Here is a 23,262-nt window from a genome sequence, read left to right as displayed (position 1 = left end):
TTGTGTTTAAATGGCAGTTTAAACGGTTATCCGTAAAATAGTAGGTCATTTCTATCCATAATAATCCACTACTACTGGTGCCCCTTCTGGTGCACAAACAGTTACTAAGACGTATAATATCACAAAATTACCTCTCCAAGCATTGGAATTAAGGCTTGGAATTCAATTCTGTCAGTACAAGTGAAAACTTTTCATTCAAATTTTCATAACCTAAACGGATGGAAATATGTTCAAATTGCCAGTATCGATAGATTGGAACTTGTGATTTTGTTTCACTTTCAAAGTCAAAATCATTTTGCCCGTCACTGTCAGTTCCAAATAGTTTGAATAATCTGCTAATAATTTTACCCGTCTCTCTATAATTTGGCTCAGACTGATAAGAGATGTCAGTTTTACAAAGAATATATCTATTTGACTCTTTTCCAACTTCAATCAGAAAAACATCGAAAAAATTAAAATACATTGAAATATCATTTAGTCGAAAAACTTCCTCACCTGTATCCAACTTAAGAAGGGATTTTCGTTCAGCATGTTGTAGGTCATGAATATTTTTTTTGAAAAAGTATTCATGACTGATATCTGTGTCCATGCCAATATCTTGGATTAATTCATTGAATTCATCAACTGTTAAAATCTTTGTCGCTACTTCGTACATATTATACAGGATAGCCGACTTATTTCGAAGACCTTTATCATTAGTAACAAGTACATCACAATATCTTGCATAGTAAGAATGCAAGGCATCATTTAAAAGATTCCCAAACCTATTCTTTTTCCCTAATTTGTCCTTGCTAATGCCTAGCATATCAAGAGTTTGATAAGACAACATATAGAAATCATAATAAGGTATGCGAATCTATTACTGGCCTGCGAAAAATGCAACGAAAGCGGAGCCAAAGGAAGCCGCTTTCCTGTCCGCGGATCTCGGTATGAGCCAGTTCTTCCGATAAACCTCCAACAGCTCTACCTACGCGCAGATTCCCTGGCCAACAATATCCCCTTATTGCTTGAAGACCCGCTGATATTAAATCCAGAGATTGATCATCCTGAACAATATTTAACATTTATGCCACAAGGCTTCATGGAAGTCCATGGTAATGACATCCTGAGAGGAGAAACCACGGTGCAGATCCTTAGACTGAACAGGGATTCGCTGGTCATCAAGCGCGCAAAAATCCTGAATGATATTGTTAAAAGGATTCGACTTCGCATATTCGAGCACCAAACAAATAGAATCACTGATGATCAGCTGCATATCCTTTTCAAAGAAAAAGCCTTGGACTTAATCGAAAGAAAAGCAGTTAGCATGCCCTATACCTTATGGGGAAGATATATTAACGACCATTTGCAAGATTGTGTAATTGACCAATTGCCGGATGAATATCATCAAAAATTCATTGACGCCTATCAGGAAGTATTAAACGAACATCAACCCTGAAGATGAAAGTATTAGTAAATCAAAAAAACGCTAAACCGCTTATCTGTAGTGCATGCCTGAACCAAAATATTACTCTGGAAACCAATATATTAAAAAAGACACCCGGCATTTACAGTTTCCACGTAAGTATTGTACAATTTTCACACTGACTAACTATGTAACTGTAATGGGCCAAAAAACAGCAACAATTGAAATTAGTGCTATACAAGGGATTTGATTGCTGGGTCAAATACTGAATTGAAAAGCAAATCAAATGCTCGCGTTTCGCCGGATAATTTCGTTTCGCTTTTCTTCCTCGATAACTTCTTTAGCCATTTTTTTGATGTCCTTTTCTGTCAATTCTTTTCTGATGGTAAAAGGATGAAAAATCCCAATAAACCCTGAGACAGTCAAAAAGAAAAAGAACGTTTGAACCCATGTGTTTTCCGCGATCAGATGTATAATTATATTTTCATAGCTTGCATTAATGATATAAAACATAATGGATGGGACAAGGGCCAGACTGAATATAAGAACAGTCCTTTTTCTATCGAACACACCTTTTCTGAGGGCAAATGAAATTTCATTAATCCGATGTCGATTTTGCAAATACCGGATTAATACCATTTTAGCTTTTGAGACAGGCAGTTCCGCATAAGTACCTTCCTTCAAAATAAAAATAATCATACTAGTTAATTCATCAACCTTCATGGGATGGTCGATCGCGACAAAGTACTTTCCTTCGTCTTCCCTAAATACTAAGCCACACTTAAACCACTCGCCATTAATCAAAATTTCTGTAATGTTCCAAAATCTGCCTATGGGATTCCAAAATCTATTATTCTTATTTTTTGTGATTCTCACTTTGAAATCAGCTATCCTGATGACCATGCCTGTAAACAATAAATAAATTGAAAAAAATTACTAGTAATAAAAATAACTTGATTTATTAGTACCAAAATAATCGGGAGGCCATGTAACGTACGGAACAATTTCTGGTTGATATTTCCAGCTTCGCATATGATGTTTAAGGAATTGTACTGCCTTGGCAAGTTTCCCGTTTACGTCATTTGTGCAGGCCAAAATTATTACATCTGGTTTAATGGAAGCTGCCAAGTCAATCAAATTCAAAAGCGACTTGTTTCCGCTTTCAAAAAAAAGATCACTACTGTGCTTGCATTCACCGATGTAAAATTTACCTCTGGAGATCGAAACAATATCCAGGTCCGTGATGGGTTTGTGCCTTTGTTCCCCACCATAAATATCAATTTGCGGGATATAATGGAAGTTATTTAGAGATCGGTTCCTAAGATAGAGCAGTGTTCTAATCGCTGTCATATTACCATCTGGAACAAATGCTCCCTTCGCGCTCTTTGTGCCTACATTATTTTTGACGAGGCTATTCAGTTTATAGGCTATCGGATTTTCGCTAAGAAAGTAATTAATATTTCCGCACCCTTTACAAATAACCTCTTCTTTGATTTCACTCACAGAATACCAGATACGTGAGGAGCAGTCAACGCACTTTATCACAAACCCCGGGATGAAGATCTTTCGAACAATTAAGGTCTGCAACATTTTCTTCAGACCGAGTTGGAGATTCTCAATATTCCATGGCCCTTCTTCCTTTGTAGTGAGAACTTGACCTTGATTCAACATAATTTCATAGCACCTATCGAATAAATCATTGAAGATGATCGTGTCACCTTCAGATTTTGCACTCGTGGCCAACTCATAAAAAAGATCACTCCAGAATTTGTCACTTAAAAAATCCCCTAGAAACTCAAAATCGTTGTTAAATAGTTTTAAGAAATGAGCCAGTTTATTACTGGAATCTGAGTATCCAGTATTTCTGTATATGTTTTTAATCTCGTTACTTCCAGTTATCTTCGGCGTAGTGATTGTTGTGCTGATGATATCATAAAAGTCCCATAACTGCAGATTTAACTTCCCATTTTTATGGAGATCCGGAGTCATCATCAATGAAATCTGACGCTTCTTATTGATTCGGCTGGCAGTCCTAAGCATTAAGTCAGAATTAAATGTCAACGGGAAGCGCAAAGACATATTAGATGAGCTTCGAACTTGAGCAATGGTTAGATCGCATACATATAGCGGATTTGTCGGTGTATAATCGATTTTAAAACTTAATTCAGGCAGAAAAATAAATGGTTGCCCCTGGAACATTACATGAACACTCTCGCGCTCATAAAAAAAATCTGGATTAACCTGTTTTTTATCTAAAATTGGATATGGGAAACAGTCAACTCTCTTTTTTACGAACCGATTCAAGGATGAGTAATTGTTCAGCGCATCGACAACAGATGACAAAGCATCGTCGTCCAGGGAGAATGAGGTTACCATTACATTATGATCTTCGCCAGAAAGATTTTTAATAACCCCCTTGAAATCTTTATCGGTAATAAGCAACTCAAACTCTGACCGAGTCATATAAAGTGTAGCTACCTTTCTGACATAAATCTCATACAAATCCTTGTTCCAATGATAAAGAAGATCTTCTTTCCCTTGATCGTCAGCAGCGACTACGATCTCAAATCCGTTATATTCAGGAAGAGATGATCTTAACTTCCCCTCCGTACAATTCAAGCCTGACAGGGTAGTGAGATTAGAGGTAGCAGCAAGTCGGTTATTGACTACCCCGAAGTTAGCCTTATTTATGAGCAGTAATTCGTGCCCTTGGAATAACCATTCGTTTTCTATATGGCTGTAATAATCTTTGTTTACAGGTAGCGTATCGTCGACGAAAAAATTCAATCTGAAAAATTTGTATAAAGGAGTTTCAATTCCTTTTAGATTATACACATTCGCAAAGCTTGACTTTGGAATCAACGGCATCAAATTCGCGTAATGTATCCCATGCACATCTGAAAACGTCTCGTCCAAAAGATGAATTTGAACAGGATTTAAGCGATACTGATCACAAAGATCTGAGACCAGAATCCGATCGGCCTCAGCAGAAATATAGCAGAAATCAGGATCATAATAATTTAAAAGTGCTAGCCATTCAGCGGATACCATACCATTCCTTATCGGTATTATTGGATTTGATCTTCCACCCCAAAGCGTCAAATTCTTGACTATAAGGTCCCTCAATGATTCAAGCGGCAAACTTTCATCAATAAAATACATAAGTCGAAGATGTCTTGGCTTCGCGGTAATCGTATGTGCTTGTGTTCTTTCCAATATCTGTAACCTTTTTGATTAATAATTCGGGTTTATCCAATCATGATAATGGGCTCCATTTTCCGCGATATTGGATTTGAAATCTGCAAATGACATCGCTTGCACAGCGAGGAAGGCGTAATTTATCCAGTTAGTGTTATCAGCTGTATACCAGATCTCCTTGATACGATTACCTTCAGGCAAAAAATGCAAAGCATTCACACTATTACAGTTTGCCAGCAGATTAACCTTAACCGGGAAAACAGTTACAGTTGACGAAATTGCCTTAAGCAACTTTTCGTAATACACCGTTCCGCCTTCTTTACTCGCTAATCGGTCAGTCCCGCCATGGCCTAAGATGGTGAAAATCAAATTTTCGTTATCTGAATTGAAGGCCCCAATAAATTTTAGAATTTCAGTTTCGTCCGAACTTTCTAAAAAACTGCCACTACGCAAAGCCGAAAAATTCTTTTCGACACCAGAATACGAAAAATCGCGCTTTTCATCTTCAGATATCAAGCTGATCACAATATGATTCATAAGTATTTTTTATTAAAGACTATTTTAAATTACAACCAGAATCTAAAGCGATTTCAGAAACTGATACACATTTTCCCAGTTCGTTTTTAGAAACTCTTTTTGTGTCTCTGTGAGCTCCCCGCCATGGATCTTCACGCTAGAAATCTTAAATATCTGGCCGATAACTCCGCTTAACTCCCGATCCAAAATTCCGCGGTCGACTAGCTTTTCAACCATTCGTTGAAAGGATGCCGGCCTAAAAACCATATCATCTGAGCCTCGTCCAGTTTCCGACCATATTCTTTTCAGTTCTTCCTCAAACAAATACCGAACTTTAAAAGCCATTACCGTATCACCTGGTACGGATGCAGTTAGCTCAACGCCAGCTTCTGTAACCCCCCTATTTTCTTGTAGAGCCATCAACCCTGCGATGTCAGCTTGCATTTTATCAAGCTTTTCATCTGAAGCAGGCAATGATTGACCATGAATTGTATTGTGAACCGTCTGGTGCTGCTTGTTTTCGATATGGTTTTTAATCTCACCAATCTTAATTCTTAAATCTTCCTTCAAGGCTGCAATTTCCTGCTTCAGCTTAACTCCAAGAAATTCCATTTCACTAAATATTGGGACCAGCATAACTGCTGTAAAAATACCTAGTAAAAAAACATCATTAGCATTTGTGTCACCGGCAATTAAAGCATTTCTTCTAAAAAACAATAAAGAAGCGAGAATTATGACCAGTAATAACCACCAGGCTATTCTAAACCAATTTGGAAATTTCATAAAGCATTAATTAATAGATATCGCAATTTAATAAATTTCCTGCAGAACCAATCGATTTACTAACTTTTAAACCTGTTACTTTCCTCAATACTGGCACGGATAGCCGCAATTATTTCCTCCAGGTACTTCGTATAACTTTTCCCATTGCGCCTGCGCAAATCCAGGAACATCCTTTCACTACTAATCTTTCTAACTGCAGTTAGAAATTTGAACAAATAAAAAGGAATTAGAGATAGATTAAAAATAATAAAAGAAACTAAAGAATAGCAATAATTATTCTCATTGGCTTAACTAAAGTGGCATCATTTGAACCGTAACCCTTAGCGTTATCAGAGACTGTTATTATGTTTTAAAAAGTAGCCCCTAGTCAAGGCTACCATAGTCCAAAATGGACGCCAGTTACGGCTACAGGAAACGCTAGTGTGTGGCATGATGCCGATATTTTGACTAGTGCGTAACCTAAATATTTTACGAATATGGCTCTAAAGCCAATTTTGCATTTAGTTCTTTGGCTAAGTTAAAGTTTTTCCATTTAACAAACCAATATTTCTGAACGTTCTTGAAATCTAAAATTGAAGAATGTTCAGTTTTTGGAACACCGTAAAGTGTCATAAGTTCTCGTTTAAAGCTACCTTCTAAAAATGGGCAAACTAACAAATCCATCAATAATAAAATTAATTCAGTATTTGTTCTACGTTTTTTCTTATCAACCGCTTTGATTTTCTCTATTATCGATCTTTTTAAAGCAATTTTTACATTCGCAAAGGATCGAATATTTTCTATATAAAATAATAGATTGGTTATAGCAAAATAGTTCAACTCATAACTTAAAGAATAGTGCCCTGTATCATTTCCGTCTTTGATGATTTTCTCAAATTTATAGTATTTAGCGACTTGATCTTGGGACAACCGATATGTCCTTCCTAAGTTCCTTAAGACCGTAATCAAGTATAAAGTTTCAATTTGGATATTTTTATGTACCTGGTTTTTGTTGAGGACGAAAGAAATATCATCTTCTATCTTTTTAAAAATCAACTGTATATTAATTAAGTTAAATCGTTTCGAATGCGCAACTTTATGTATCTCACTTTTACCGTCTGTTGTATTGACTAACCCCTTAAACCTATAGTTTCCTTTTACATATTCAATGACATTACTTAATATTATCGAAAACTTAATGGTGGAATTTACCCTTGGAGAGACTGTATAAATAAATGAAGTGAAGTCAAGAAGTTCTAATAAATATCGAACGAAGCCAAATTCTTCTTTTTGCTTTTCTAAACTAGGGAAGTTAATGAGATTTTCAGAGTGTTTAAATTCAAGTTTAGAAATCGACCGATAGTGCTCTTCAAATAATTCTACGCTTTTTTCTAGTCTAGTATTAATTAAGGTAAGTGTGTAATTAACAATATCCCTGTATTCAACGTTTGTTTCCTTAATTATGATCTTAAATTTGGTTATTAAATGATTAGCATTGCAAAACGTTGAAATATATTTTTGAAACGCTCGGGACTTGACAGAATCGGGATCTGTCAGGTTTATCTTAATAGCCAACGCTTCATCTAATAAATCTACAACTCTTGATTTTGCGATTGTCAATTCTGTAATGATTGGTTTAGTATAAAATTTTGTCTTAATTTCATTTATTGACAGTTTAAAATCAGAAAATTTCATTTTGTATAACTCGAAGATTCTGTTTTTCGTTTCTTCATTATTGAAAAAGACAAAGAAATCGTCAACGTATCTGTAAATCTCGTAATCTTTCTTGAAAATTATATTTTCTTTTCTTAGCTCATCTTCAATGTCTTTATCAATTTGTTGCAGAATTAATTCAGCAAATATTCTAGAAAATTCTGGACCAACTAATATGCCGTTGGTTTCCCCGTAGTTGGCATTCTGCATTAGTCTATCAAATTTTCCCGCAAAAGTTGATTTCGATGTGAGGATTTCATCTTTTACCACTTCTTTATTAAATAAAGCCCAAACAATTGAATGTGTATAAATGCTTGGAAAACATTTTGATATATCAAATTTGAACATCTGATTATATTTTTTTTCTGCTCTGTGATATTGATAATCCTCGTAAAACTTATAAATATTGGAGTAATCTTTATATGTAAAGAATGTTTTCAAATTTTCATACTCCTTACTATTATCTTCAATAGCATCATCATCCTTTCCCTTCAATCTTAGATGCAATGTATCATTAGAATATACGAATTTTGCGATTTTGCTAGGTTTTCGTATTGAGAATGAGGACCGATTACAATAATATAATATTATTTCTTTAAACTCCTCGTAAAATGAGATGACTTCTAATTGATTTTTTGGGTGTGGTAATGCTAATTCGCGAAAATCATTTTCCTTATGCGTTATCTGATATCTGAACGGTACTCTTATATGTCCTTTATCTGAAATTTTAGTTGAACGGCCCAAAACATCCTCCTCCAGTCCAAATAGCAATTTTACGATCGCGCTTATAGACTCATCCTTATAGGCTTTATCCCACTGGATATCACTTCTATCTGCAATAAAATTTACACCAAAATTTGTTAAAAATCGGTAAAAATGTCTGTTGGAAAATATAATTGGCAACTCATATGGCAACGTATCAGACAAAACAACTCTTTCTTTTGAATATCCTATAGGCTTCTTCTTCTTCATTATTTCCAGATATAAACTATTTTTTCAAAGTTTGTATGCAAATAACTTCCCGATTTATCTCTTATTTTGGGCAATACCCTCGATGTAAGATTATAAAAAGTTCTTTTTGAAAATCCGTCAATAAAACAGAATCGCTTTAATCTAACTTTTAGTTGGTTATCCTTAGGGTCTAGTAAATTCCGATCTATTATATCATAAAGCATAGAATTTAATTCTTTTAAACTACTACAGGTCTCATTTATTAGGCTATTTGAATAATAAATTCCTATATAGTCCTTTTTTGGCATAGTAAGCCGAGTGTTTTTAGTTAGATACGATAGGCGACTGTGAAGAAGCCTTCTACTTTCAGAATAATTATAGCGCCGATTAGCGCTGAAAGCCTGAAAAGTTAATTCCATTCTAGCTTGATACTTCTCCATTTTCCTATCTGATAATAGAATCTCAGAAAATCTACCATTCCTTAAAACGAACTTGTATCCTAGAAAGTTAATTGAGAAATTATTTGAGGATTTGAATAGGTTGCACTGAAATGTCTTGTTGTTTTCAATGTTTTTAATTTCCGAAGAAACGATTCTTTCTATCTCGTCAATGCGTGAATTGACGTCGATGGATACTGAATATATCTGTTGTTGAATTAATCTTAAGTATTGATGTGTTTGAAAGCTCAGACTTTGTTCGCATTGAAGTAACAGCTTTGCGACTTGGAAGAATTTTTCTTTATTATTATTAGTACCACCGAGTAAAAGCTTAAACTTATTGACAAATCCGTCATCAGATTTTATATTAATTTTTAGCCCTTCATCTTCAATAATTTTTTCAACTTGCTTAAGGAAATAGTTCTTATCGTCCTTTTTATACGGTGGTGTAAATATTATTATTATATCATCAACGTATCTGGCGTAATAGCTTACGGAATTCAAATTCTGGATGTTTTCGTCAATATCCCTCATAAATAACTCTGACAAATACGCGCTTATACCTACACCTCGGGGAATTCCAATCCTTTTATCCGCTTCAATTTTTACTTGATTTGTAATAATATTATATTCATAAATAATATTATTGATAAATCGAAGCGATTGGGGACTCAATAACGGATTGTTAGAAAGTATTTTAAGCAACTTGTATTGAGGAATACTCTCATAAAAGCTTTTGATATCAGTTCTCACAACGTATTTGGGGAAATCATCTCCCAATATAGATTTAAGTTGTTTAACGATATAATGTCTATCCGAGGGCTTCACATTAAAAGTCTTTCTTAAATTAAATTGAAGTTGTTTCATCACGAAGTAAGACAAAACATTCTTCTGGGTTGTGTAGACTGATTTCCCAGTCTTATGGTCAAAAAAATGACTTAATTTTAAGTTATATGCTTTATCATTGACTTTTTCGCTTATGCCAAATAAATAACTTTCTAGATAGGTGTCCTTCTTGCCTTCCAATTCGGACAATTCTTGTTTTCTTTTTTCCAAATCTTCATCATCAGTCCCATTTCTAACTAAAAGCTTCGTTTCTATTTTAAAATCCGAGATTTCATCAGTTATTTTTAAATATTCTTTATCAAGAAAGTTTACATCGAATGACGCTTTTCGATTTTCTATTTCAAAAATTGTCTTGAAATTATCATAAGAGAACGATTGATTTAACATTATTCTTGCTTAACTTTCAACAAGTTATCTACTTTTCCTTCTTGATCATAGTTTAAGAAAGGTGGCAATGAATTTACTTCCATATTTAATATTATTTTTTGCTGATTGCAAAATAGATATTTTTTGCTCAATACTGATATGCGAATCATCTTAAAATATAAATGAAGATTAATAGAATATAAATTAATTTATAGGGATAACCATTCTTTTATCAGCGTCTATTGACCATCGCACTTGCCATGTTCTACCGTCTATTTGGTCAATTACAATAAAGTTGTAATTATTTATTGTCGGTTATAAAATAAATCGACCATTTTTTTCATCCTCTTTAGCGACCAAAGAAATTAAACTTAGGTCGGTTGTAAATCGATTTTCAGGTTCAGTATTCCATTGCACTTGCCACATTTTACCGTTGCGTGTGTCTAGCTTTATGAAATTATAATTATTTGTTGTGGGGAAAAGTCGGTAGATGGCATTTTGATTATCTGTACTGGGTGTTATGCTTAAACGATTGCTCTGAACCTGTGCGTGAGCAAACGAAGCAAACAAAATAATAATTAGAACGAGTATGGTTTTTTTTATCGTGTAATAAGTTTGGTAGTGCAAATATACCAAAGAACTGAGATATTGAAATGGTGGATAAATATTAACTTTATAGTTACCGATGCTCTAAACACCGATAACTCCTAAATATACACTCATAGATTGGCTACTCCTATCTGCGGCCTTAAATGCGCAGTAAATTTGATAATTGTAACCCGGTACATCTGGGATGGGAATGGTGTCAGAACCTGATCTTCTAAATAATCCATTAATTTTAAAGCACGCAAGTTTATGCTCCACATCATAGGCTAACATCATAATCTGATCGTCATTACGTGTCCCTTCCAGGCGTGTGGTATCCCATGTAAAAGTAAGCTGGTTTGGCTGGCTTCGCTCAACTGCTATAGAATTGGGTAAAGGCAAGGTACCCCAGCTGATGTTCACCTTTGCTGGATTGATGACCACATTAGGCTGAATACCCTCAAAACCATAATCGAGTAAATTAGATTTTGCAGCATTAAAGCCATGCAACCTTGGACGGTAGTCTTTAAATCCATCACGGACTACCGGCCCGATAGGTTTTAACCAATTGTGAGCATCTGCAAACTTGTTTCTATTGGAGGTCTCCCCTTTTCCTGCTGGTTTAGTTCTCTTTTTATACTTGCTTTTAATATAGGGCACTCCATAAAGCGAAGAGCCTACCATATCGCCTACGGTACCGGAAAATGGCCCGTTTATACCTCTGATCAATTTCCCCATTATATTGATAAATTAGTTCCTTTAAATTTTTCTTTAGCACTTGTTATCGCATCTGCAAGATCCAACAATGCGAATAAAAAATCAGCTAAACAACCCATCCAGCTAAATACGCAGAACATTTTGTGCTCATCTTCCAGACTGGTGGCAAAGACCCGGATACTAAATTCGCATGACGTTTTTTGCAACTCTATTTGCCACGCTTGCCCGGTTCTGGTTTTAAAGTCTACCAGCCACAATTCATCTTTGCGACTGCGCAAAGCATACGTTTTTATCCAAAGATCAAACATCAGCTGCTCTGGAACCAGTATGCTTTTGATGGTGAGCTTTTCGCTTGATCAACTTGAAGCAAAGTAAACCATCTAAACTTCATTTACTGTGTATTAATACACATTTCAAAGTGTGCTAATACAAAATCAGGTACATTCTCTGACCGTAACCGCAGAAAAGGCATATAAAAGCCTGAAAAAAGGCACATAAAATACACGCATTCTGTGCCTTTGCTGTGCGTTTGCTGTGCCTTTGCCGTGCCTTTGCTGTGCCTTTGCCCCGGACATGGTACGGACAAGTCTCCAGTCTGTCTTTTAATCGTTATTTTTTCGCTGTCTTTCATCAGTTGAAAGCAGAATCCGTTGCGCTTGTTTTTAAAAACAATGGGAAATAAGGTATTATGGTAATACATGTTACCAGGCTGCGTCCGGCATGCGTATATACCATCGAGCAATCACGTTCGAATCACGTACAGATCAACTTCGAGGTTGAAACGCATTTAGGTTACTCAACCCTTAAGCAACCTGGAAGTTGATTCAAGCCAATGGTTAAGTTGGTATATACGCATGCCGAACGCATGTAAGAAACAGAAGAATAATACATACGGGCGCATATCAATCTGCTTTGGTGCTTACCCAACTGATCGCTTCGTCGAGTTCTGAAAGCTGAAAACCTTTCGCCTCGCCAGGACTCACATAACTGAACATATCGGTGAAATTTTCGACTGCTTTCTGATCAGTCACTATCGCCATCTTCTTCCAATGCGTCAGATGTTTAATTCCCGCAACCAGATCACTCCACCATGCACCAGCCGTAAAATTCTGCACAGGCGTTTCCAACACCAACAGATAATAGATTTCGCCGAACTGATCGGTTAAAGCTTGCAGGCCAGGTAATAATACGGTATCCAGGTCATTTTTATCCACTTCTCCCGCGGCGCGGACACCCAATACATAATCAGGCAGGTTTTGAATTTTTGTCAGCATAAATTGATGTTTATATAGACAACAAGCAAATAACCTTAAGGTTTTGCGGCGAATGCCATCAGACATCACAACCTTTTCATTCAAATGCCATCTCAACATTCAGCCCAAAATCATCGTCGGAAGCTGGGTCAACTCCTGAACCGTAGAAAAGATAATCGCCTTCAAAGGGAAATAATTATAACCATTGGCCCTTCAGTATGTAATCTTGTACACTAAAGCCGAGGAATGGTAGCAAAGGCTGCAAGCTAATTATTTTTCAATTATCATGTTGTTTTACTAGATTCGAAAAACAGCAAATCTAAATATGGCAGAAAACTTCATTTTCCTCGATACCAATATTCTATTACATTGTAAACCGGCAAAGGATATTCCGTGGGAGAATTATGTTAAAGGAACTTATACATTCGTAATTGCTCCGATCGTAATTGATGAGATAGATAAGCACAAGCGCAACATTAAGAAGTCATTAGCCAAAAGAGCAAAATCCATCACCAAACTTTTCGAAGAAATCATGGAAAATGAGGTTCAAGGCTGGCTGTTAATTGATAAAAGACCAAGTGTTGATATATTTACCGCTAATGGACTTGACCGAGAAGAGCAGGATGATCGCTTATTGGCCTCACTGATGCAATTTTCGCTTGAAAATCCTGAAAGTCAGATTATACTTATCTCCAACGACGTTGGCCCAAGACTCAAAGCAAAAAATTTGGGCATAAAGGTAATCAAACTATCAGACAAGGAATTGCTGGAGGAAGAACGGGATGAATCAGAAATCAAAATGCAAAAACTGATCAGGGAGAATAATGAATTAAGACATAGGTTGCCAAAAGTCGATCTGTTTTTTAATGGTAAAACCAAATTTTTAACTTTCAAGGATTTCGATTGTGCAGATACCTATGAAGTATTTAGCGCCAAACAAATGCAGCAGTTGAAAAAGGACTACCCCTATGACAACACACCTTATAGAATGCCCACAAAGAAAGAATTGCCATACAGAAATGCCCTTGATGAAAGTTCTATTCATCATTACAATACTGCACTAGATCTATTCTTCCAATCCTACGAGTACGAATATCTTCCCGAGGTTTATAATTGGAAGATTACACGGATGTTATCGATCGAGTTTGAGCTCGAAATATATAACGAAGGCAATATTCCTGCTGAGGACATTGATCTGAGCCTATATTTTCCACAAGGCATCATTGTTTCAGATGCGAACACCTTTAATGTTTTTCCTAATGAACCAATACCACCATCAAAACCTCTCTCGCGCTACAAGTTAACGGAGGAAATGAATGAACTATGTAAAAAAAATCCAGTAGCATCTACTCCTGCGACCTTAAACACAAATCATTGGATTTCCATCAGAAACAATGGTAACTGTCAAGTCGATATGAAACACAATAATTTAAAGCACAACCAATCGTTTAAATTCATGAGGCTTGCCGTGAGTTTTGAAACATTGGACTATATGAAAGGCTTTGAATTTGAGTACAAGCTTATGATTGCAAATGAACCAAATTTAAAAACCGGAAAGCTGCAGGTGAACTTTGTCAAATCGCGAAACTTAAATGCCGCTTTTAATTTAGAAGGCAAAAAATTTGTGCTTTCACTTTTGCCAAAAGAAAGGTCAGACTAAAACGATTGTGCCTGCTCCTCGCCCGTCGCAGTGACAGTCCAGAACTTTTTCCTCTTATCTGTATCCACAATCTCTGTCTTCACAGCCAGCTTCGCACGCTCATCCTTAAAAGATGTACCAAAAGCTTTTCCCCGGCCAGAACCTTAAGTCCTACGCATTATTTAAACTTTTGTTTTAAACATAAGAAGATAACCCCGAATTATGCCATACCACCGTTCTGAAGCAACTACGCCCCCATTCCAAGGCAAAGTACACTATCCAGTAAGTTTAAGCACTGGATAAAAGATGTGCTGCCAATCCGGTCCCAGAAATCTATCCCAATTAGAATGAAGTGCCAGTTCAAGCTTTCTAAGATCTATGATTAGGGTATTTATTATTTACCATGATTGTTTTATTTCAATTATCGGTTCATGTATAGAAATAACATGTACGACGTGATTTTGCGCAAAAAGTCCATAATGTATTAACTCACCTGGATATACATCATTTGCAAACGTTTGATCCAAGATGAAATCCATATACCTAGACTTTTGAAAAATACAAAAGGTTCTATAATCACCACTAACATATTCATCTGTGGGATTCGAATTAGCATAGCTTTCATTGATAACTTGGTAAGAAACATAGTTTCTGAATGATATTGTAAAATACGTACCAAATTCGTCTATAGTTATTTCTTTGCATCCAGATAAAATTTTATCTCCTACCATAACGTCAACTTCAAAGTCGGATATCTTTGCCTTTTTAACTTCTAGAATGAGTCCATTATCATTAGGTTCATAAATATTGGTTAAGAAAACGCTTCCATATTTATTGATCGCATCCAGATTTTCCATCCATAAATGTATTTATATTCATTGAAAAAATTTCAAAAACTTATCTACCCCACTTAATTTTGCCAAAAGTAATTTTAAGCTGTTTCTTCCCATGGTTCTAAATAATGTATCTATCCATCCATATATTTATAGAGCAAGTAATACATTTCTAATGAATAGTTTATGCCTTCGAGTTTTGCTACCACGACAACAATACCTTTTGGATATTGACTGTTTCGAGCCCTTGCATCACAAACGATAGCATATGTTGATATTGGATTTACTTGAATTATTTTAAAATGATTGATTTTTTTACCGACAGTTAGGTTAATTGACGAATAGCAACATCACTGGGCAAAAATCCGTGGTAAGATTTAAACGCCCGGGAAAACGTTTCTGGCGCATTGTACCCTAAATTTTCTGATACCTCTCTAATTTTCAATTCTTTTGTTAGCTGCTCAAGCGCCAGTTCCATCCTGGCACAAGCACTATAATCACTAGGGCTACTAGCGTATTCCTTTTTGAACAATTGTGTAAACAGTCTTTTTCTAATAGGAAAAAGGTTCAGCAAGTCTGCTACGGTAATCAGTTTACTGGCTCCGGAACTGTTATCAATATGTTCCTTTATCTTTTTGATCAGCTCCAGATCATTTGCTTTGAAGTCTTGCTGCACCTGTTTTATCCTACGTAAAGCTTAATCAAGCTAATCATCATGGCCCAAATCTTAGCATCACGCTCATGGTGAATAGCCTCCGTACAATCTGCTATTTTACGGATGATGGTTTTTTTACGTCTGCTTACTTTCACTACACTGAAAAGCGCAACATCAAATTTTACGCAGAGTGAATTTAATTCGTCTTCAGTAAAGGACACATGATTGGCTACTGTGGAAATTGCGGGCAATAAAAATAGTACTTTATACTTACCTGGCTGTATGGTGGTACTGTAGGCTTTTGGAGGGACAATTTCTGCTACGGCCTCCCATTCCTGTAAAACAATGTCAAGTGGATCTGGCAGGGACACATCCCCTTTAAACACTACTGGAAATACAAGTTCAGGATGATGCATATCTACTGTAAGCTCAAAAGGCGCTGTACAATCCAGATGCATCATTTCTAAATAAAACAATCCTTTGGCCGTATAGAACTGCCTGGTAAATTCCATTACGCCGGGCACAGAAGTATGCAGCACCTTGGCGTAAGCCAGCTTTCGCATGTCTTTATTGGGCAGCTGGTAAGAGTATGTCTAAAATGGGTAGCTTGATGACTTGTTTTTTGCAGTGTGTTTTAGTTCCTTGATTTCAGATGGGATACGGTTATCTCAAAATTGTCTTACAGTTCGGTATCAATTGCTTTCAATCTGTGTAAAATCAACTATCTAGTTGATCATCAATAATATACTATTGTAGATAATTTTTATGTAACTTTACAGTGTGTTTTAAGGATATCTAATATGTATAGGCCAAATTTAATAGCAAATTTTTTCATTAAGAAGTCGCTTGATACCGGTAAAGAAGTAACTCCTATGAAGCTTCTAAAGCTTGTTTACATAGCTCATGGTTGGTACTTGGCCCTTGCAGATCAAGATTTAATAGATGAAGGAGTGCAAGCTTGGAAATATGGACCTGTTATTCCTTCGGTTTATCATAAATTCAAAGTGTATGGCAATAACATCATAAACTCCTTAGCAAAGTTTGATGTGCCCGGATGGTCTAATGATCCATTTACTCAAGGTGTGGAGATTAACAATTTATCAAAAATATCTGAGGATGACAAAAAGTTTCTGGATAGAATTTTCGAAGTTTATGGAGATTTATCAGGGATTCAATTGTCAAACCTTACACACGAGATTGGTACACCTTGGTATAATGTATGGAATGAGCAAATTGGAAAGAATAATCGTGAGAAAATAATCCCTAATAATTTAATTAAGGAGCATTATAAGAACTTAAAATAGTCATGTCGGAAAATCTAAATGACTTCTTGGCAAATTTAGGCGACATAACTATTCCTACAATACCCTCTGATCAACCGGATGAATTAAGTGCAAGTCAACTTGCTGATTTTAATCGCGTTCAAGAGAGGATAAAAACCAAAACTCAGCGTGCGATTCTTAAAAATTTAAAACAAGACATAGCAATGAGAAAAGAATACGCTGATAGAATATTTCAACTCCTTGCTTTTTGGTTACTTTTCACAGCCTGTCTTGTATTTCTAGTGGCACTAGGTAAATTAGAACTAACAGAAAATGTATTGATAGCTTTATTAACAACCTCATCTGCAAACGTAATTGCTATTTTCATTTATGTCGTAAAATATTTGTTTGCTAGACCTTCAAAACCTGAAACATATATCTAATAAATCTTCTACCAAAATATTTTAGCCGTTTGATAATTTAAATAGTAATTGAAGATCTAATTGATAACCCACGGCCGTTGCCTTAAACATTAAGCCAAGCATACTCGCTCATCCATTTTACGATGGCAGGGTCACGATGATCAAAAAACACACTTTTATTGTTGTCCAATGTTTTAATTTCTTCCATATCCTGTTCAGACAAACTGAAATCAAAAATATTAATGTTTTCCATCATTCTTTCTTTGCGGGCAGATTTCGGAATAGCCACTACGCCCCTTTGGATAAGCCAGCGCAAGATGACCTGGGCAACAGATTTCTCATATTTTGCGCCGATTCTTGCAAGTGCTTCATTGGTGAAAATATCATTCAATCCCTCTGCAAATGGACTCCACGCCTCTATCTGTACACCATTTTCTTGCAGAAATAGCGCTGTTTCTGTTTGCTGATGAAAGGGATGGGTTTCGATCTGGTTAATAGCCGGCGTGAATCCACTGTTGGCTATCAAATCCATCAATCGGTCTGGCGTAAAATTACATACACCTATTGCTCTTATTTTGCCTTCTTTATGGAGTTGTTGCATAGCACGCCAAGACCCGAATATATCGCCGAAGGGCTGGTGTATGAGATATAGGTCTAAATAGTCAAGTTGGAGCAGCTCAAGAGACCTGTAAAATGCGGCTAAAGTTTTTTCATAACCGGCTTCTTTGCTGCCGAATTTTGTGGTGATAAACAATTCGGACCTTGCAACACCACTTCTCTTAATTGCATTTCCCAATGCTTGTTCGTTTCCGTATAATTCGGCGGTATCGAATAAACGGTATCCTGCTTCTATTGCGCTAATTACCATGTTTTCGCAATCTTCGCCCATAAGCTGCATTATGCCAAATCCCAATATTGGCATTTCTATCCCATTATTTAATGTTACTTTTTCCATGTTCTATTTTTATTAGGTACAAAAGTCTGCAATGCCTTTTAAGCAAATGGTATCTATATTACTGAACTTTCTACCACCTTTACTGGATTGCAAGTAAACGTGCTGATCGCAATGCAACAGTGCTTATCTTTGTATCAAACCTGTAAAAATGGCCAACATCATTGAAATCAAGACAATAACTGAATATAACCGGCTAATGGATACTAAAACGTCGCATCCGTTATTAAACGTGGTTGATTTTTCAACTCTTAAACCAAGAGAAAAGTCAACGGTTTCTGGAACATTTACTTTTAGCTTTTATGCTGTATCTATTAAATACGGCAAAAGCTGTGAAATGAAATATGGTAGAAACAACTATGACTACCAAGATGGAACATTGGTATTTACCGCCCCAAACCAGGTGATGAATGTTGAAGCCACCGAGGATTTTACGCCGCAAGGCTTTGCCCTTATTTTTCATCCAGATTTGATTAGAGGAACATCTCTAGGCCAGAGGGTCAAAGACTACTCGTTCTTTTCTTATGATGTGCACGAGGCTTTGCACCTTAATGAAAACGAGCTAGAGGTGGTGTTAGAATGTTTTAAAAAGATCAATTTTGAACTTCAGCAGACGATTGACAAACATAGCAGGCATCTCATCGTGTCGAATATTGAACTGTTGCTAAGTTATTGTGTGCGTTTTTACGATAGGCAATTCATTACACGGGATCAAATCAACTCTGATGTGCTTACCCGATTTGAATCGCTTTTAAATTCGTATTTCCAATCTGAAAATCCACAGCAACTAGGCATACCTACGGTTGCCTATTTTGCCAGTCAGCTCCATCTTTCGGCGAACTATTTTGGTGATTTGGTAAAAAAAGAAACAGGTAGGACGGCGCTAGAGTATGTTCAGCTTGCAATTATTGAGGCGGCAAAAGAAATGATTTTTATACCAGGCGTAACAGTAAATGAAGTAGCATTAGAATTAGGTTTTAAATACCCGCAGCACTTCTCACGTTTCTTCAAAAAGCATGTCGGCCATTCGCCAAATGAGTATCGGCAGCTTAAATAAATGATTTATATATTCAGTTTAGTTTTCATAGTGATTTTCGCTAATAGTCAGATAAAACAAATAAATTTTTCTTAATTTGAGTTGTGTATACAAAATACCAACTAGTTTGTATTTTTAAACCAAAATATTAAGCCAACAATCTCGTGCTCAGTTGATAAAATCTAAACTTAATTTTTGTGCTATGCTAAAAAAATACTCCGCAAATGAAGCAAATATCTTGTTATCCTCTCAACTTTATCAACTTGACAACTTTGCTAATGATATATCCATAATTGAAACGATTGGCGACTTATTGCCAGGCGTAATACTAATTAATGACATGGTAAAAATGGAGAATAGCTACATCAATAATTCTGGGTGTTCTTTTCTTGAAAAAAGCAGAAATGAAATCAACGAAATGGGTGCAGATTACTTTAGTTCTGACAGTTTTTGTAAAGATGAAATGGCAAGTATATCCAGATATTTTATAGGTTTAGCACAAAGAGCCGATGAAACTGAAGTTAAAGGCTTTTATCAAAAAGTAAGAACTAACAAGAGCTCAGACTGGAAACAATACTATCTAAGTGGCAAACTTTTAAAGGGCACAGCAGGGTGCTTCATTTACATGGGCTTAGAAATCAACAAGCAGAGACATTCACTCCACCACTTAAATATGCAATTAAACATCACACCGATTGCACCAGTAACATTTCAGAAATTTAGTTCCCTTAGCAAAAGAGAAAAGGAGATATTAAGACTAATTGCAAATGGCTATGCCAGTAAAGACATTTCCGATTATCTTTGTATTGCCTTATTTACTGTAGAAACGCATCGGAAAAATATAAATAAAAAACTAGGTACCAAGAGTCTTGGCGATTTAATTAGGATCTCCGACTTATTTAATCTTTAGCGTAACCCTTTGTTAACAGACTCCCCCAAATTGAGGTACGTTATAATTTATCTTTGATAAATGCGGAAAAGAATAATAGTGAAATAATTAGGGGCAAACCCTTCGTAAAAAAGTTACAGGCAGGGCGTAAATCCCTTAAATTGTATAAAATTTAACGCAGCCCACCAACTTTGTCAAGCCCGCGGTGTTATTGACAATACTCGCAAAAAGATCTCATCAAAAGAATGAATTAATGAATATAGATTTTGAAACATTTAAAAATGAAATATCTTGGTTTTTCGACCAATCCGATGAGGTAGAGTTTTTAGACTCCGTAAAAGAAATTCACTTATCAGACAATTTCGAAAACACCTTTCCAGTTTTGACTGCACTTCTAAAACAAGCGAGAGTTTTAAATTTGAAAATAAACAATCAATTGTTTAAGCTATTTTCCTGGACTAATAAAGATGGTTCGAGTTGTGGTTGGCTAAATAAAATTGAAAAGGAAGATATTTCAGAACTACAATTAATTGAAGAGCACAAACTTTTATTGAAAGAAATTGGAGGAATCCAAGAATCATATCATCAACCTGAAGAAAGCCTCTGTAACAACCAAAATTTCATGTTCATCGAATCGGAATGTTCCTTAGGTATTGGAGGTTTTGAGGAATATTATGAAGAAATGTGTAATGAGGAAGGAAAGGAACCCATAGACTTTAAACATTTTATTTGTTTTGTAGAAGAAGCAAATGGAAATGCGACAGTATATAATCCAAAATCAAAAGATGTTTTTTTATTCGCCCAAGACCATTGTTTTGAAAATGTAGAGTCGGTAGAAAATCAGCCTGAATACACATTTTATAAAATAAATGATGTAAATAACTTTGTAGATTATGTAGAAACGTTGGCAAGTGAATGGAGAAACGAAATCAGGTAAGATTATTCAATTAAAAACCAGAGGTTTCAGATGCCGCATTACGACTACTCCTTCCCTTCCAAGTGCTTCAATTTATTGTGATCCACTTCTCCGCTGAACTCACGCAGCAGCAGCTTCAATTTTGGATTTACAATGTTTTGGCAAAAGGGTTTATCTGGATCGGCAAAATAATAATTGAGGTATTCTGGTTTATTTAGCTTAAAAGTTCCAAACCCGTCCACCTTTGTGATGATTGGCTCCGCAAAGTCCTGTTGCAATTCTTTGATGATAAATCTAGCAAGTTTGCCCTGAGTATCATCAAATGTGTAGACCGCAGACCGATACTTTTCTCTCATACTATGCATAACTGTTGAGCTATGGGTGCGCAGGTGTACTTCGATCAGTTTATTTAGGGAAATGATCTCTGGGTTGAAACTAACTAATATTGCCTCTGAAAAGTTCTCAAGGTCTTCGGCAGTTGCAATCCAGCCTTGTTGCACATGGGTAACGCCTTTAAGCGATGAGAAGATGGCCTCGGTGCACCAATGGCAACTTCCACCTATGCCAATTACACTTGTATTTGATCCTGATGCATCCAGGGGTTGATTCTGCCCGTAATCCATGCTTAGCCAGTCGTTTAAAGTCATTTTATTTTACCATTTTATCAAGATACACCTGAAAGATATTTCTGATTATTAAATCAATATTTGTTCTGTATGCACCATCCCAGTACCACTGCACCCCTGATTCATTGAGGTCATCTTTCGCAAAATATAGCAAATAAAAGTCCATGTATTCCTGTTCCATATCCAGGTCCATACATATGTTCCGGATTTCTTTTAAGGTAGAAAGGTAGTTCGACGGTTCATTTATGGTAGACGAAATAATGTAATAGACATAATTCCTAATCATCTGCGGTTGATCTTCATAGTCAAGATTTAGATCAACGAGAACCTTATCAGTTAATCTTTGAAGTTCAAACTGATGGTAAGGTCTGGAAATTCCCGCAAGTATATAAAGATTATCAGATTCGTAGCCCGCTTCAATCATTTCCAAAGCCCAATCAATCCAAGTTTCATCAACATCTTCGTTAAATGCCTTCTTCATTAAGACCCGGTAAGTTGAAATCACTTTGTGAGGAAAATTAGTCATAAGTTACGTTACCTGTAATGACAAATTCTTGTTCGTTGGCCTGCTCGTTTATTATGCTTCCGTTAACACTCACTGAATAATATTGCTGTAATGGTTTAAAGGTTTCGTTCTCAATACTTGGTTCCAATCACTTGGTTCTAGCACCATTATTCTTACGGTTGGTCTATTCATGGCTTTTGAACTAAATAATGCCAATCCCCAGGGATGCCCGGTAGAAGTTTTCATAAATTAATCCTCCAGCTTTTAGCGCGCATTTTCTTGCAATGGCGATCATTGCATCATCACTAAAGTCAGGATCATCTGCCTGGCTAAGCAAACTTAATTTTGCATAGTTGAAAAACTCGCAATGCGCATCTAGAAACTTACTACTGTTTTCTGCCGCAAGTTTATCTATGCTATCCAGTCCTGGATCATATGACAAAATTGTACGATTGACATTGTCTATTGCAAGCCGAAAAATATCCATGTAACCAAAAAAGGTATAATTTTCCCAAACTTCAATTTCATCAAAGGATGTACTCACGATACTTATGTTACTTAAATCATAACGAGTAAGCAAATCAATAAGCTCATCTTTATTGAATTCCCCTTGGTAATCCCTTTTTATGATTTCAAATTTTTTTATCAACCTGGGTACGCTTTCTTTAGGCCACTTAGAATTTGTAAAATCCTGATAAGTAGGTATTATGCCAGTCATAAAATCAACAAACTCGTCAGCTTTCATATTTTCTGAGTTAGGACTACCATCGAATTCATG

General features: G+C 36.0%; 26 protein-coding genes. 7 read left to right on the top strand and 19 right to left on the bottom strand.

Going from position 1 to position 23,262, the window contains the following annotated elements; genetic code table 11:
• Positions 1-148: 148 nt before the first annotated feature.
• On the bottom strand, positions 149-805 hold the full coding sequence (locus LPB86_RS17085) for a hypothetical protein (RefSeq protein WP_230646165.1): 657 nt from the start codon (positions 803-805) through the stop codon (positions 149-151).
• Between the two features lie 9 nt (positions 806-814).
• Between LPB86_RS17085 and LPB86_RS17080 the strand changes: the two genes are divergently transcribed.
• Positions 815-1,438: a hypothetical protein gene (locus tag LPB86_RS17080; protein WP_230646163.1), complete on the top strand. Its 624-nt coding sequence runs from the start codon at positions 815-817 to the stop codon at positions 1,436-1,438.
• Between the two features lie 249 nt (positions 1,439-1,687).
• Here LPB86_RS17080 and LPB86_RS17075 read toward each other — a convergent pair whose 3' ends face one another.
• From LPB86_RS17075 to LPB86_RS17030, 10 genes are all read right to left on the bottom strand, one after another.
• Positions 1,688-2,308, bottom strand: coding sequence for a hypothetical protein (locus LPB86_RS17075; RefSeq protein ID WP_230646161.1), 621 nt, complete (start codon positions 2,306-2,308; stop codon positions 1,688-1,690).
• A gap of 33 nt (positions 2,309-2,341) precedes the next feature.
• Positions 2,342-4,621, bottom strand: a complete 2,280-nt coding sequence (locus LPB86_RS17070; protein WP_230646159.1) for a hypothetical protein — start codon at positions 4,619-4,621, stop codon at positions 2,342-2,344.
• A gap of 18 nt (positions 4,622-4,639) precedes the next feature.
• The gene (locus LPB86_RS17065) at positions 4,640-5,140 is read right to left on the bottom strand and encodes a hypothetical protein (RefSeq protein WP_230646157.1); all 501 of its coding nucleotides are present in this window, start codon (positions 5,138-5,140) and stop codon (positions 4,640-4,642) included.
• Positions 5,141-5,182: 42 nt separating this feature from the next.
• On the bottom strand, positions 5,183-5,902 hold the full coding sequence (locus tag LPB86_RS17060) for a hypothetical protein (RefSeq protein WP_230646155.1): 720 nt from the start codon (positions 5,900-5,902) through the stop codon (positions 5,183-5,185).
• A 59-nt stretch (positions 5,903-5,961) separates the two neighbouring features.
• A complete protein-coding gene (locus LPB86_RS17055) occupies positions 5,962-6,117 on the bottom strand; it encodes a hypothetical protein (protein WP_230646153.1) in 156 nt (51 codons plus the stop codon).
• Between the two features lie 253 nt (positions 6,118-6,370).
• Positions 6,371-8,566 (bottom strand): antiviral reverse transcriptase Drt3b, encoded by a 2,196-nt coding sequence (drt3b, locus tag LPB86_RS17050; RefSeq protein ID WP_230646151.1) that lies wholly within the window; start codon positions 8,564-8,566, stop codon positions 6,371-6,373.
• A complete protein-coding gene (drt3a, locus tag LPB86_RS17045; protein ID WP_230646148.1) occupies positions 8,566-10,215 on the bottom strand; it encodes an antiviral reverse transcriptase Drt3a in 1,650 nt (549 codons plus the stop codon). Before drt3a ends, drt3b begins: the two co-directional genes overlap by 1 nt.
• A gap of 669 nt (positions 10,216-10,884) precedes the next feature.
• On the bottom strand, positions 10,885-11,517 hold the full coding sequence (locus tag LPB86_RS17040; RefSeq protein ID WP_230646145.1) for a DUF6266 family protein: 633 nt from the start codon (positions 11,515-11,517) through the stop codon (positions 10,885-10,887).
• Positions 11,517-11,774 carry a hypothetical protein gene (locus LPB86_RS17035; RefSeq protein ID WP_230646143.1) on the bottom strand — a complete coding sequence of 86 codons (258 nt, stop codon included), beginning with the start codon at positions 11,772-11,774 and terminating at the stop codon, positions 11,517-11,519. Before LPB86_RS17035 ends, LPB86_RS17040 begins: the two co-directional genes overlap by 1 nt.
• A 624-nt stretch (positions 11,775-12,398) precedes the next feature.
• Positions 12,399-12,869 carry an STAS/SEC14 domain-containing protein gene (locus LPB86_RS17030; RefSeq protein ID WP_230646141.1) on the bottom strand — a complete coding sequence of 157 codons (471 nt, stop codon included), beginning with the start codon at positions 12,867-12,869 and terminating at the stop codon, positions 12,399-12,401.
• A 205-nt stretch (positions 12,870-13,074) separates the two neighbouring features.
• Between LPB86_RS17030 and LPB86_RS17025 the strand changes: the two genes are divergently transcribed.
• On the top strand, positions 13,075-14,409 hold the full coding sequence (locus tag LPB86_RS17025) for a PIN domain-containing protein (RefSeq protein ID WP_230646139.1): 1,335 nt from the start codon (positions 13,075-13,077) through the stop codon (positions 14,407-14,409).
• Positions 14,410-14,786: 377 nt separating this feature from the next.
• Here the strand turns inward: LPB86_RS17025 and LPB86_RS17020 are convergent, their stop codons facing one another.
• The 3 genes from LPB86_RS17020 to LPB86_RS17010 all read right to left on the bottom strand — a co-directional run bounded on the left by LPB86_RS17020 (position 14,787) and on the right by LPB86_RS17010 (position 16,439).
• Positions 14,787-15,245 carry a hypothetical protein gene (locus LPB86_RS17020; protein ID WP_230646137.1) on the bottom strand — a complete coding sequence of 153 codons (459 nt, stop codon included), beginning with the start codon at positions 15,243-15,245 and terminating at the stop codon, positions 14,787-14,789.
• Positions 15,246-15,546: 301 nt separating this feature from the next.
• Positions 15,547-15,897 (bottom strand): helix-turn-helix transcriptional regulator, encoded by a 351-nt coding sequence (locus LPB86_RS17015; RefSeq protein WP_230646135.1) that lies wholly within the window; start codon positions 15,895-15,897, stop codon positions 15,547-15,549.
• A gap of 5 nt (positions 15,898-15,902) precedes the next feature.
• The gene (locus LPB86_RS17010) at positions 15,903-16,439 is read right to left on the bottom strand and encodes a hypothetical protein (RefSeq protein WP_230646133.1); all 537 of its coding nucleotides are present in this window, start codon (positions 16,437-16,439) and stop codon (positions 15,903-15,905) included.
• Positions 16,440-16,676: 237 nt separating this feature from the next.
• Between LPB86_RS17010 and LPB86_RS17005 the strand changes: the two genes are divergently transcribed.
• Both LPB86_RS17005 and LPB86_RS17000 read left to right on the top strand, forming a co-directional pair.
• Positions 16,677-17,180 (top strand): Panacea domain-containing protein, encoded by a 504-nt coding sequence (locus LPB86_RS17005; RefSeq protein WP_230646131.1) that lies wholly within the window; start codon positions 16,677-16,679, stop codon positions 17,178-17,180.
• A gap of 2 nt (positions 17,181-17,182) precedes the next feature.
• Positions 17,183-17,581: a hypothetical protein gene (locus LPB86_RS17000; RefSeq protein ID WP_230646129.1), complete on the top strand. Its 399-nt coding sequence runs from the start codon at positions 17,183-17,185 to the stop codon at positions 17,579-17,581.
• An 82-nt stretch (positions 17,582-17,663) separates the two neighbouring features.
• Here the strand turns inward: LPB86_RS17000 and LPB86_RS16995 are convergent, their stop codons facing one another.
• Positions 17,664-18,515 (bottom strand): aldo/keto reductase, encoded by an 852-nt coding sequence (locus LPB86_RS16995; protein ID WP_230646128.1) that lies wholly within the window; start codon positions 18,513-18,515, stop codon positions 17,664-17,666.
• Positions 18,516-18,663: 148 nt separating this feature from the next.
• On the opposite strand from LPB86_RS16995, the gene LPB86_RS16990 reads away from it, so the two are divergent.
• The 3 genes from LPB86_RS16990 to LPB86_RS16980 all read left to right on the top strand — a co-directional run bounded on the left by LPB86_RS16990 (position 18,664) and on the right by LPB86_RS16980 (position 21,374).
• The gene (locus LPB86_RS16990) at positions 18,664-19,569 is read left to right on the top strand and encodes an AraC family transcriptional regulator (protein WP_230646126.1); all 906 of its coding nucleotides are present in this window, start codon (positions 18,664-18,666) and stop codon (positions 19,567-19,569) included.
• A 181-nt stretch (positions 19,570-19,750) separates the two neighbouring features.
• On the top strand, positions 19,751-20,458 hold the full coding sequence (locus LPB86_RS16985; protein ID WP_230646124.1) for a helix-turn-helix transcriptional regulator: 708 nt from the start codon (positions 19,751-19,753) through the stop codon (positions 20,456-20,458).
• Positions 20,459-20,690: 232 nt separating this feature from the next.
• The gene (locus LPB86_RS16980) at positions 20,691-21,374 is read left to right on the top strand and encodes a hypothetical protein (protein WP_230646122.1); all 684 of its coding nucleotides are present in this window, start codon (positions 20,691-20,693) and stop codon (positions 21,372-21,374) included.
• Between the two features lie 44 nt (positions 21,375-21,418).
• On the opposite strand, the gene LPB86_RS16975 is transcribed toward LPB86_RS16980, so the two are convergent.
• Genes LPB86_RS16975 through LPB86_RS16965 form a run of 4 tightly spaced genes read right to left on the bottom strand, consistent with a single transcriptional unit; the run spans position 21,419 to position 23,229 of the window.
• A complete protein-coding gene (locus LPB86_RS16975; protein WP_230646120.1) occupies positions 21,419-22,000 on the bottom strand; it encodes a peptide-methionine (S)-S-oxide reductase in 582 nt (193 codons plus the stop codon).
• Between the two features lies 1 nt (position 22,001).
• Positions 22,002-22,460, bottom strand: a complete 459-nt coding sequence (locus LPB86_RS16970) for a hypothetical protein (RefSeq protein WP_230646116.1) — start codon at positions 22,458-22,460, stop codon at positions 22,002-22,004.
• Positions 22,461-22,497: 37 nt separating this feature from the next.
• Positions 22,498-22,632, bottom strand: a complete 135-nt coding sequence (locus LPB86_RS20885) for a hypothetical protein (RefSeq protein WP_255695575.1) — start codon at positions 22,630-22,632, stop codon at positions 22,498-22,500.
• A gap of 54 nt (positions 22,633-22,686) precedes the next feature.
• The gene (locus LPB86_RS16965; protein WP_230646114.1) at positions 22,687-23,229 is read right to left on the bottom strand and encodes a hypothetical protein; all 543 of its coding nucleotides are present in this window, start codon (positions 23,227-23,229) and stop codon (positions 22,687-22,689) included.
• Positions 23,230-23,262: the final 33 nt, after the last annotated feature.

The organism is Pedobacter sp. MC2016-14, from assembly GCF_020991475.1.
Classification (GTDB): Bacteria; Bacteroidota; Bacteroidia; order Sphingobacteriales; family Sphingobacteriaceae; genus Pedobacter.
The sequence above is the reverse complement of the archived record's forward strand: the minus strand, read 5'-3'. Positions and strand labels throughout refer to the sequence as shown.

Bases quoted from the DNA above. Each gene is read 5' to 3' on its own strand.
- LPB86_RS17020 (WP_230646137.1), bottom strand. From the start codon at position 15,245: ATGGAAAATCTGGATGCGATCAATAAATATGGAAGCGTTTTCTTAACC.
- LPB86_RS17010 (WP_230646133.1), bottom strand. From the start codon at position 16,439: ATGCGAAAGCTGGCTTACGCCAAGGTGCTGCATACTTCTGTGCCCGGC.
- LPB86_RS17065 (WP_230646157.1), bottom strand. From the start codon at position 5,140: ATGAATCATATTGTGATCAGCTTGATATCTGAAGATGAAAAGCGCGAT.
- LPB86_RS16990 (WP_230646126.1), top strand. From the start codon at position 18,664: ATGGCCAACATCATTGAAATCAAGACAATAACTGAATATAACCGGCTA.
- LPB86_RS16980 (WP_230646122.1), top strand. From the start codon at position 20,691: ATGAATATAGATTTTGAAACATTTAAAAATGAAATATCTTGGTTTTTC.
- LPB86_RS17075 (WP_230646161.1), bottom strand. From the start codon at position 2,308: ATGGTCATCAGGATAGCTGATTTCAAAGTGAGAATCACAAAAAATAAG.
- LPB86_RS16995 (WP_230646128.1), bottom strand. From the start codon at position 18,515: ATGGAAAAAGTAACATTAAATAATGGGATAGAAATGCCAATATTGGGA.
- LPB86_RS16970 (WP_230646116.1), bottom strand. From the start codon at position 22,460: ATGAAGAAGGCATTTAACGAAGATGTTGATGAAACTTGGATTGATTGG.
- LPB86_RS16985 (WP_230646124.1), top strand. From the start codon at position 19,751: ATGCTAAAAAAATACTCCGCAAATGAAGCAAATATCTTGTTATCCTCT.
- drt3b (WP_230646151.1), bottom strand. From the start codon at position 8,566: ATGAAGAAGAAGAAGCCTATAGGATATTCAAAAGAAAGAGTTGTTTTG.
- LPB86_RS16965 (WP_230646114.1), bottom strand. From the start codon at position 23,229: ATGAAAGCTGACGAGTTTGTTGATTTTATGACTGGCATAATACCTACT.
- LPB86_RS17085 (WP_230646165.1), bottom strand. From the start codon at position 805: ATGCTAGGCATTAGCAAGGACAAATTAGGGAAAAAGAATAGGTTTGGG.
- LPB86_RS17000 (WP_230646129.1), top strand. From the start codon at position 17,183: ATGTCGGAAAATCTAAATGACTTCTTGGCAAATTTAGGCGACATAACT.
- LPB86_RS17005 (WP_230646131.1), top strand. From the start codon at position 16,677: ATGTATAGGCCAAATTTAATAGCAAATTTTTTCATTAAGAAGTCGCTT.
- LPB86_RS17025 (WP_230646139.1), top strand. From the start codon at position 13,075: ATGGCAGAAAACTTCATTTTCCTCGATACCAATATTCTATTACATTGT.
- LPB86_RS17030 (WP_230646141.1), bottom strand. From the start codon at position 12,869: ATGTTGAGATGGCATTTGAATGAAAAGGTTGTGATGTCTGATGGCATT.
- LPB86_RS17040 (WP_230646145.1), bottom strand. From the start codon at position 11,517: ATGGGGAAATTGATCAGAGGTATAAACGGGCCATTTTCCGGTACCGTA.
- LPB86_RS16975 (WP_230646120.1), bottom strand. From the start codon at position 22,000: ATGACTTTAAACGACTGGCTAAGCATGGATTACGGGCAGAATCAACCC.
- drt3a (WP_230646148.1), bottom strand. From the start codon at position 10,215: ATGTTAAATCAATCGTTCTCTTATGATAATTTCAAGACAATTTTTGAA.
- LPB86_RS17060 (WP_230646155.1), bottom strand. From the start codon at position 5,902: ATGAAATTTCCAAATTGGTTTAGAATAGCCTGGTGGTTATTACTGGTC.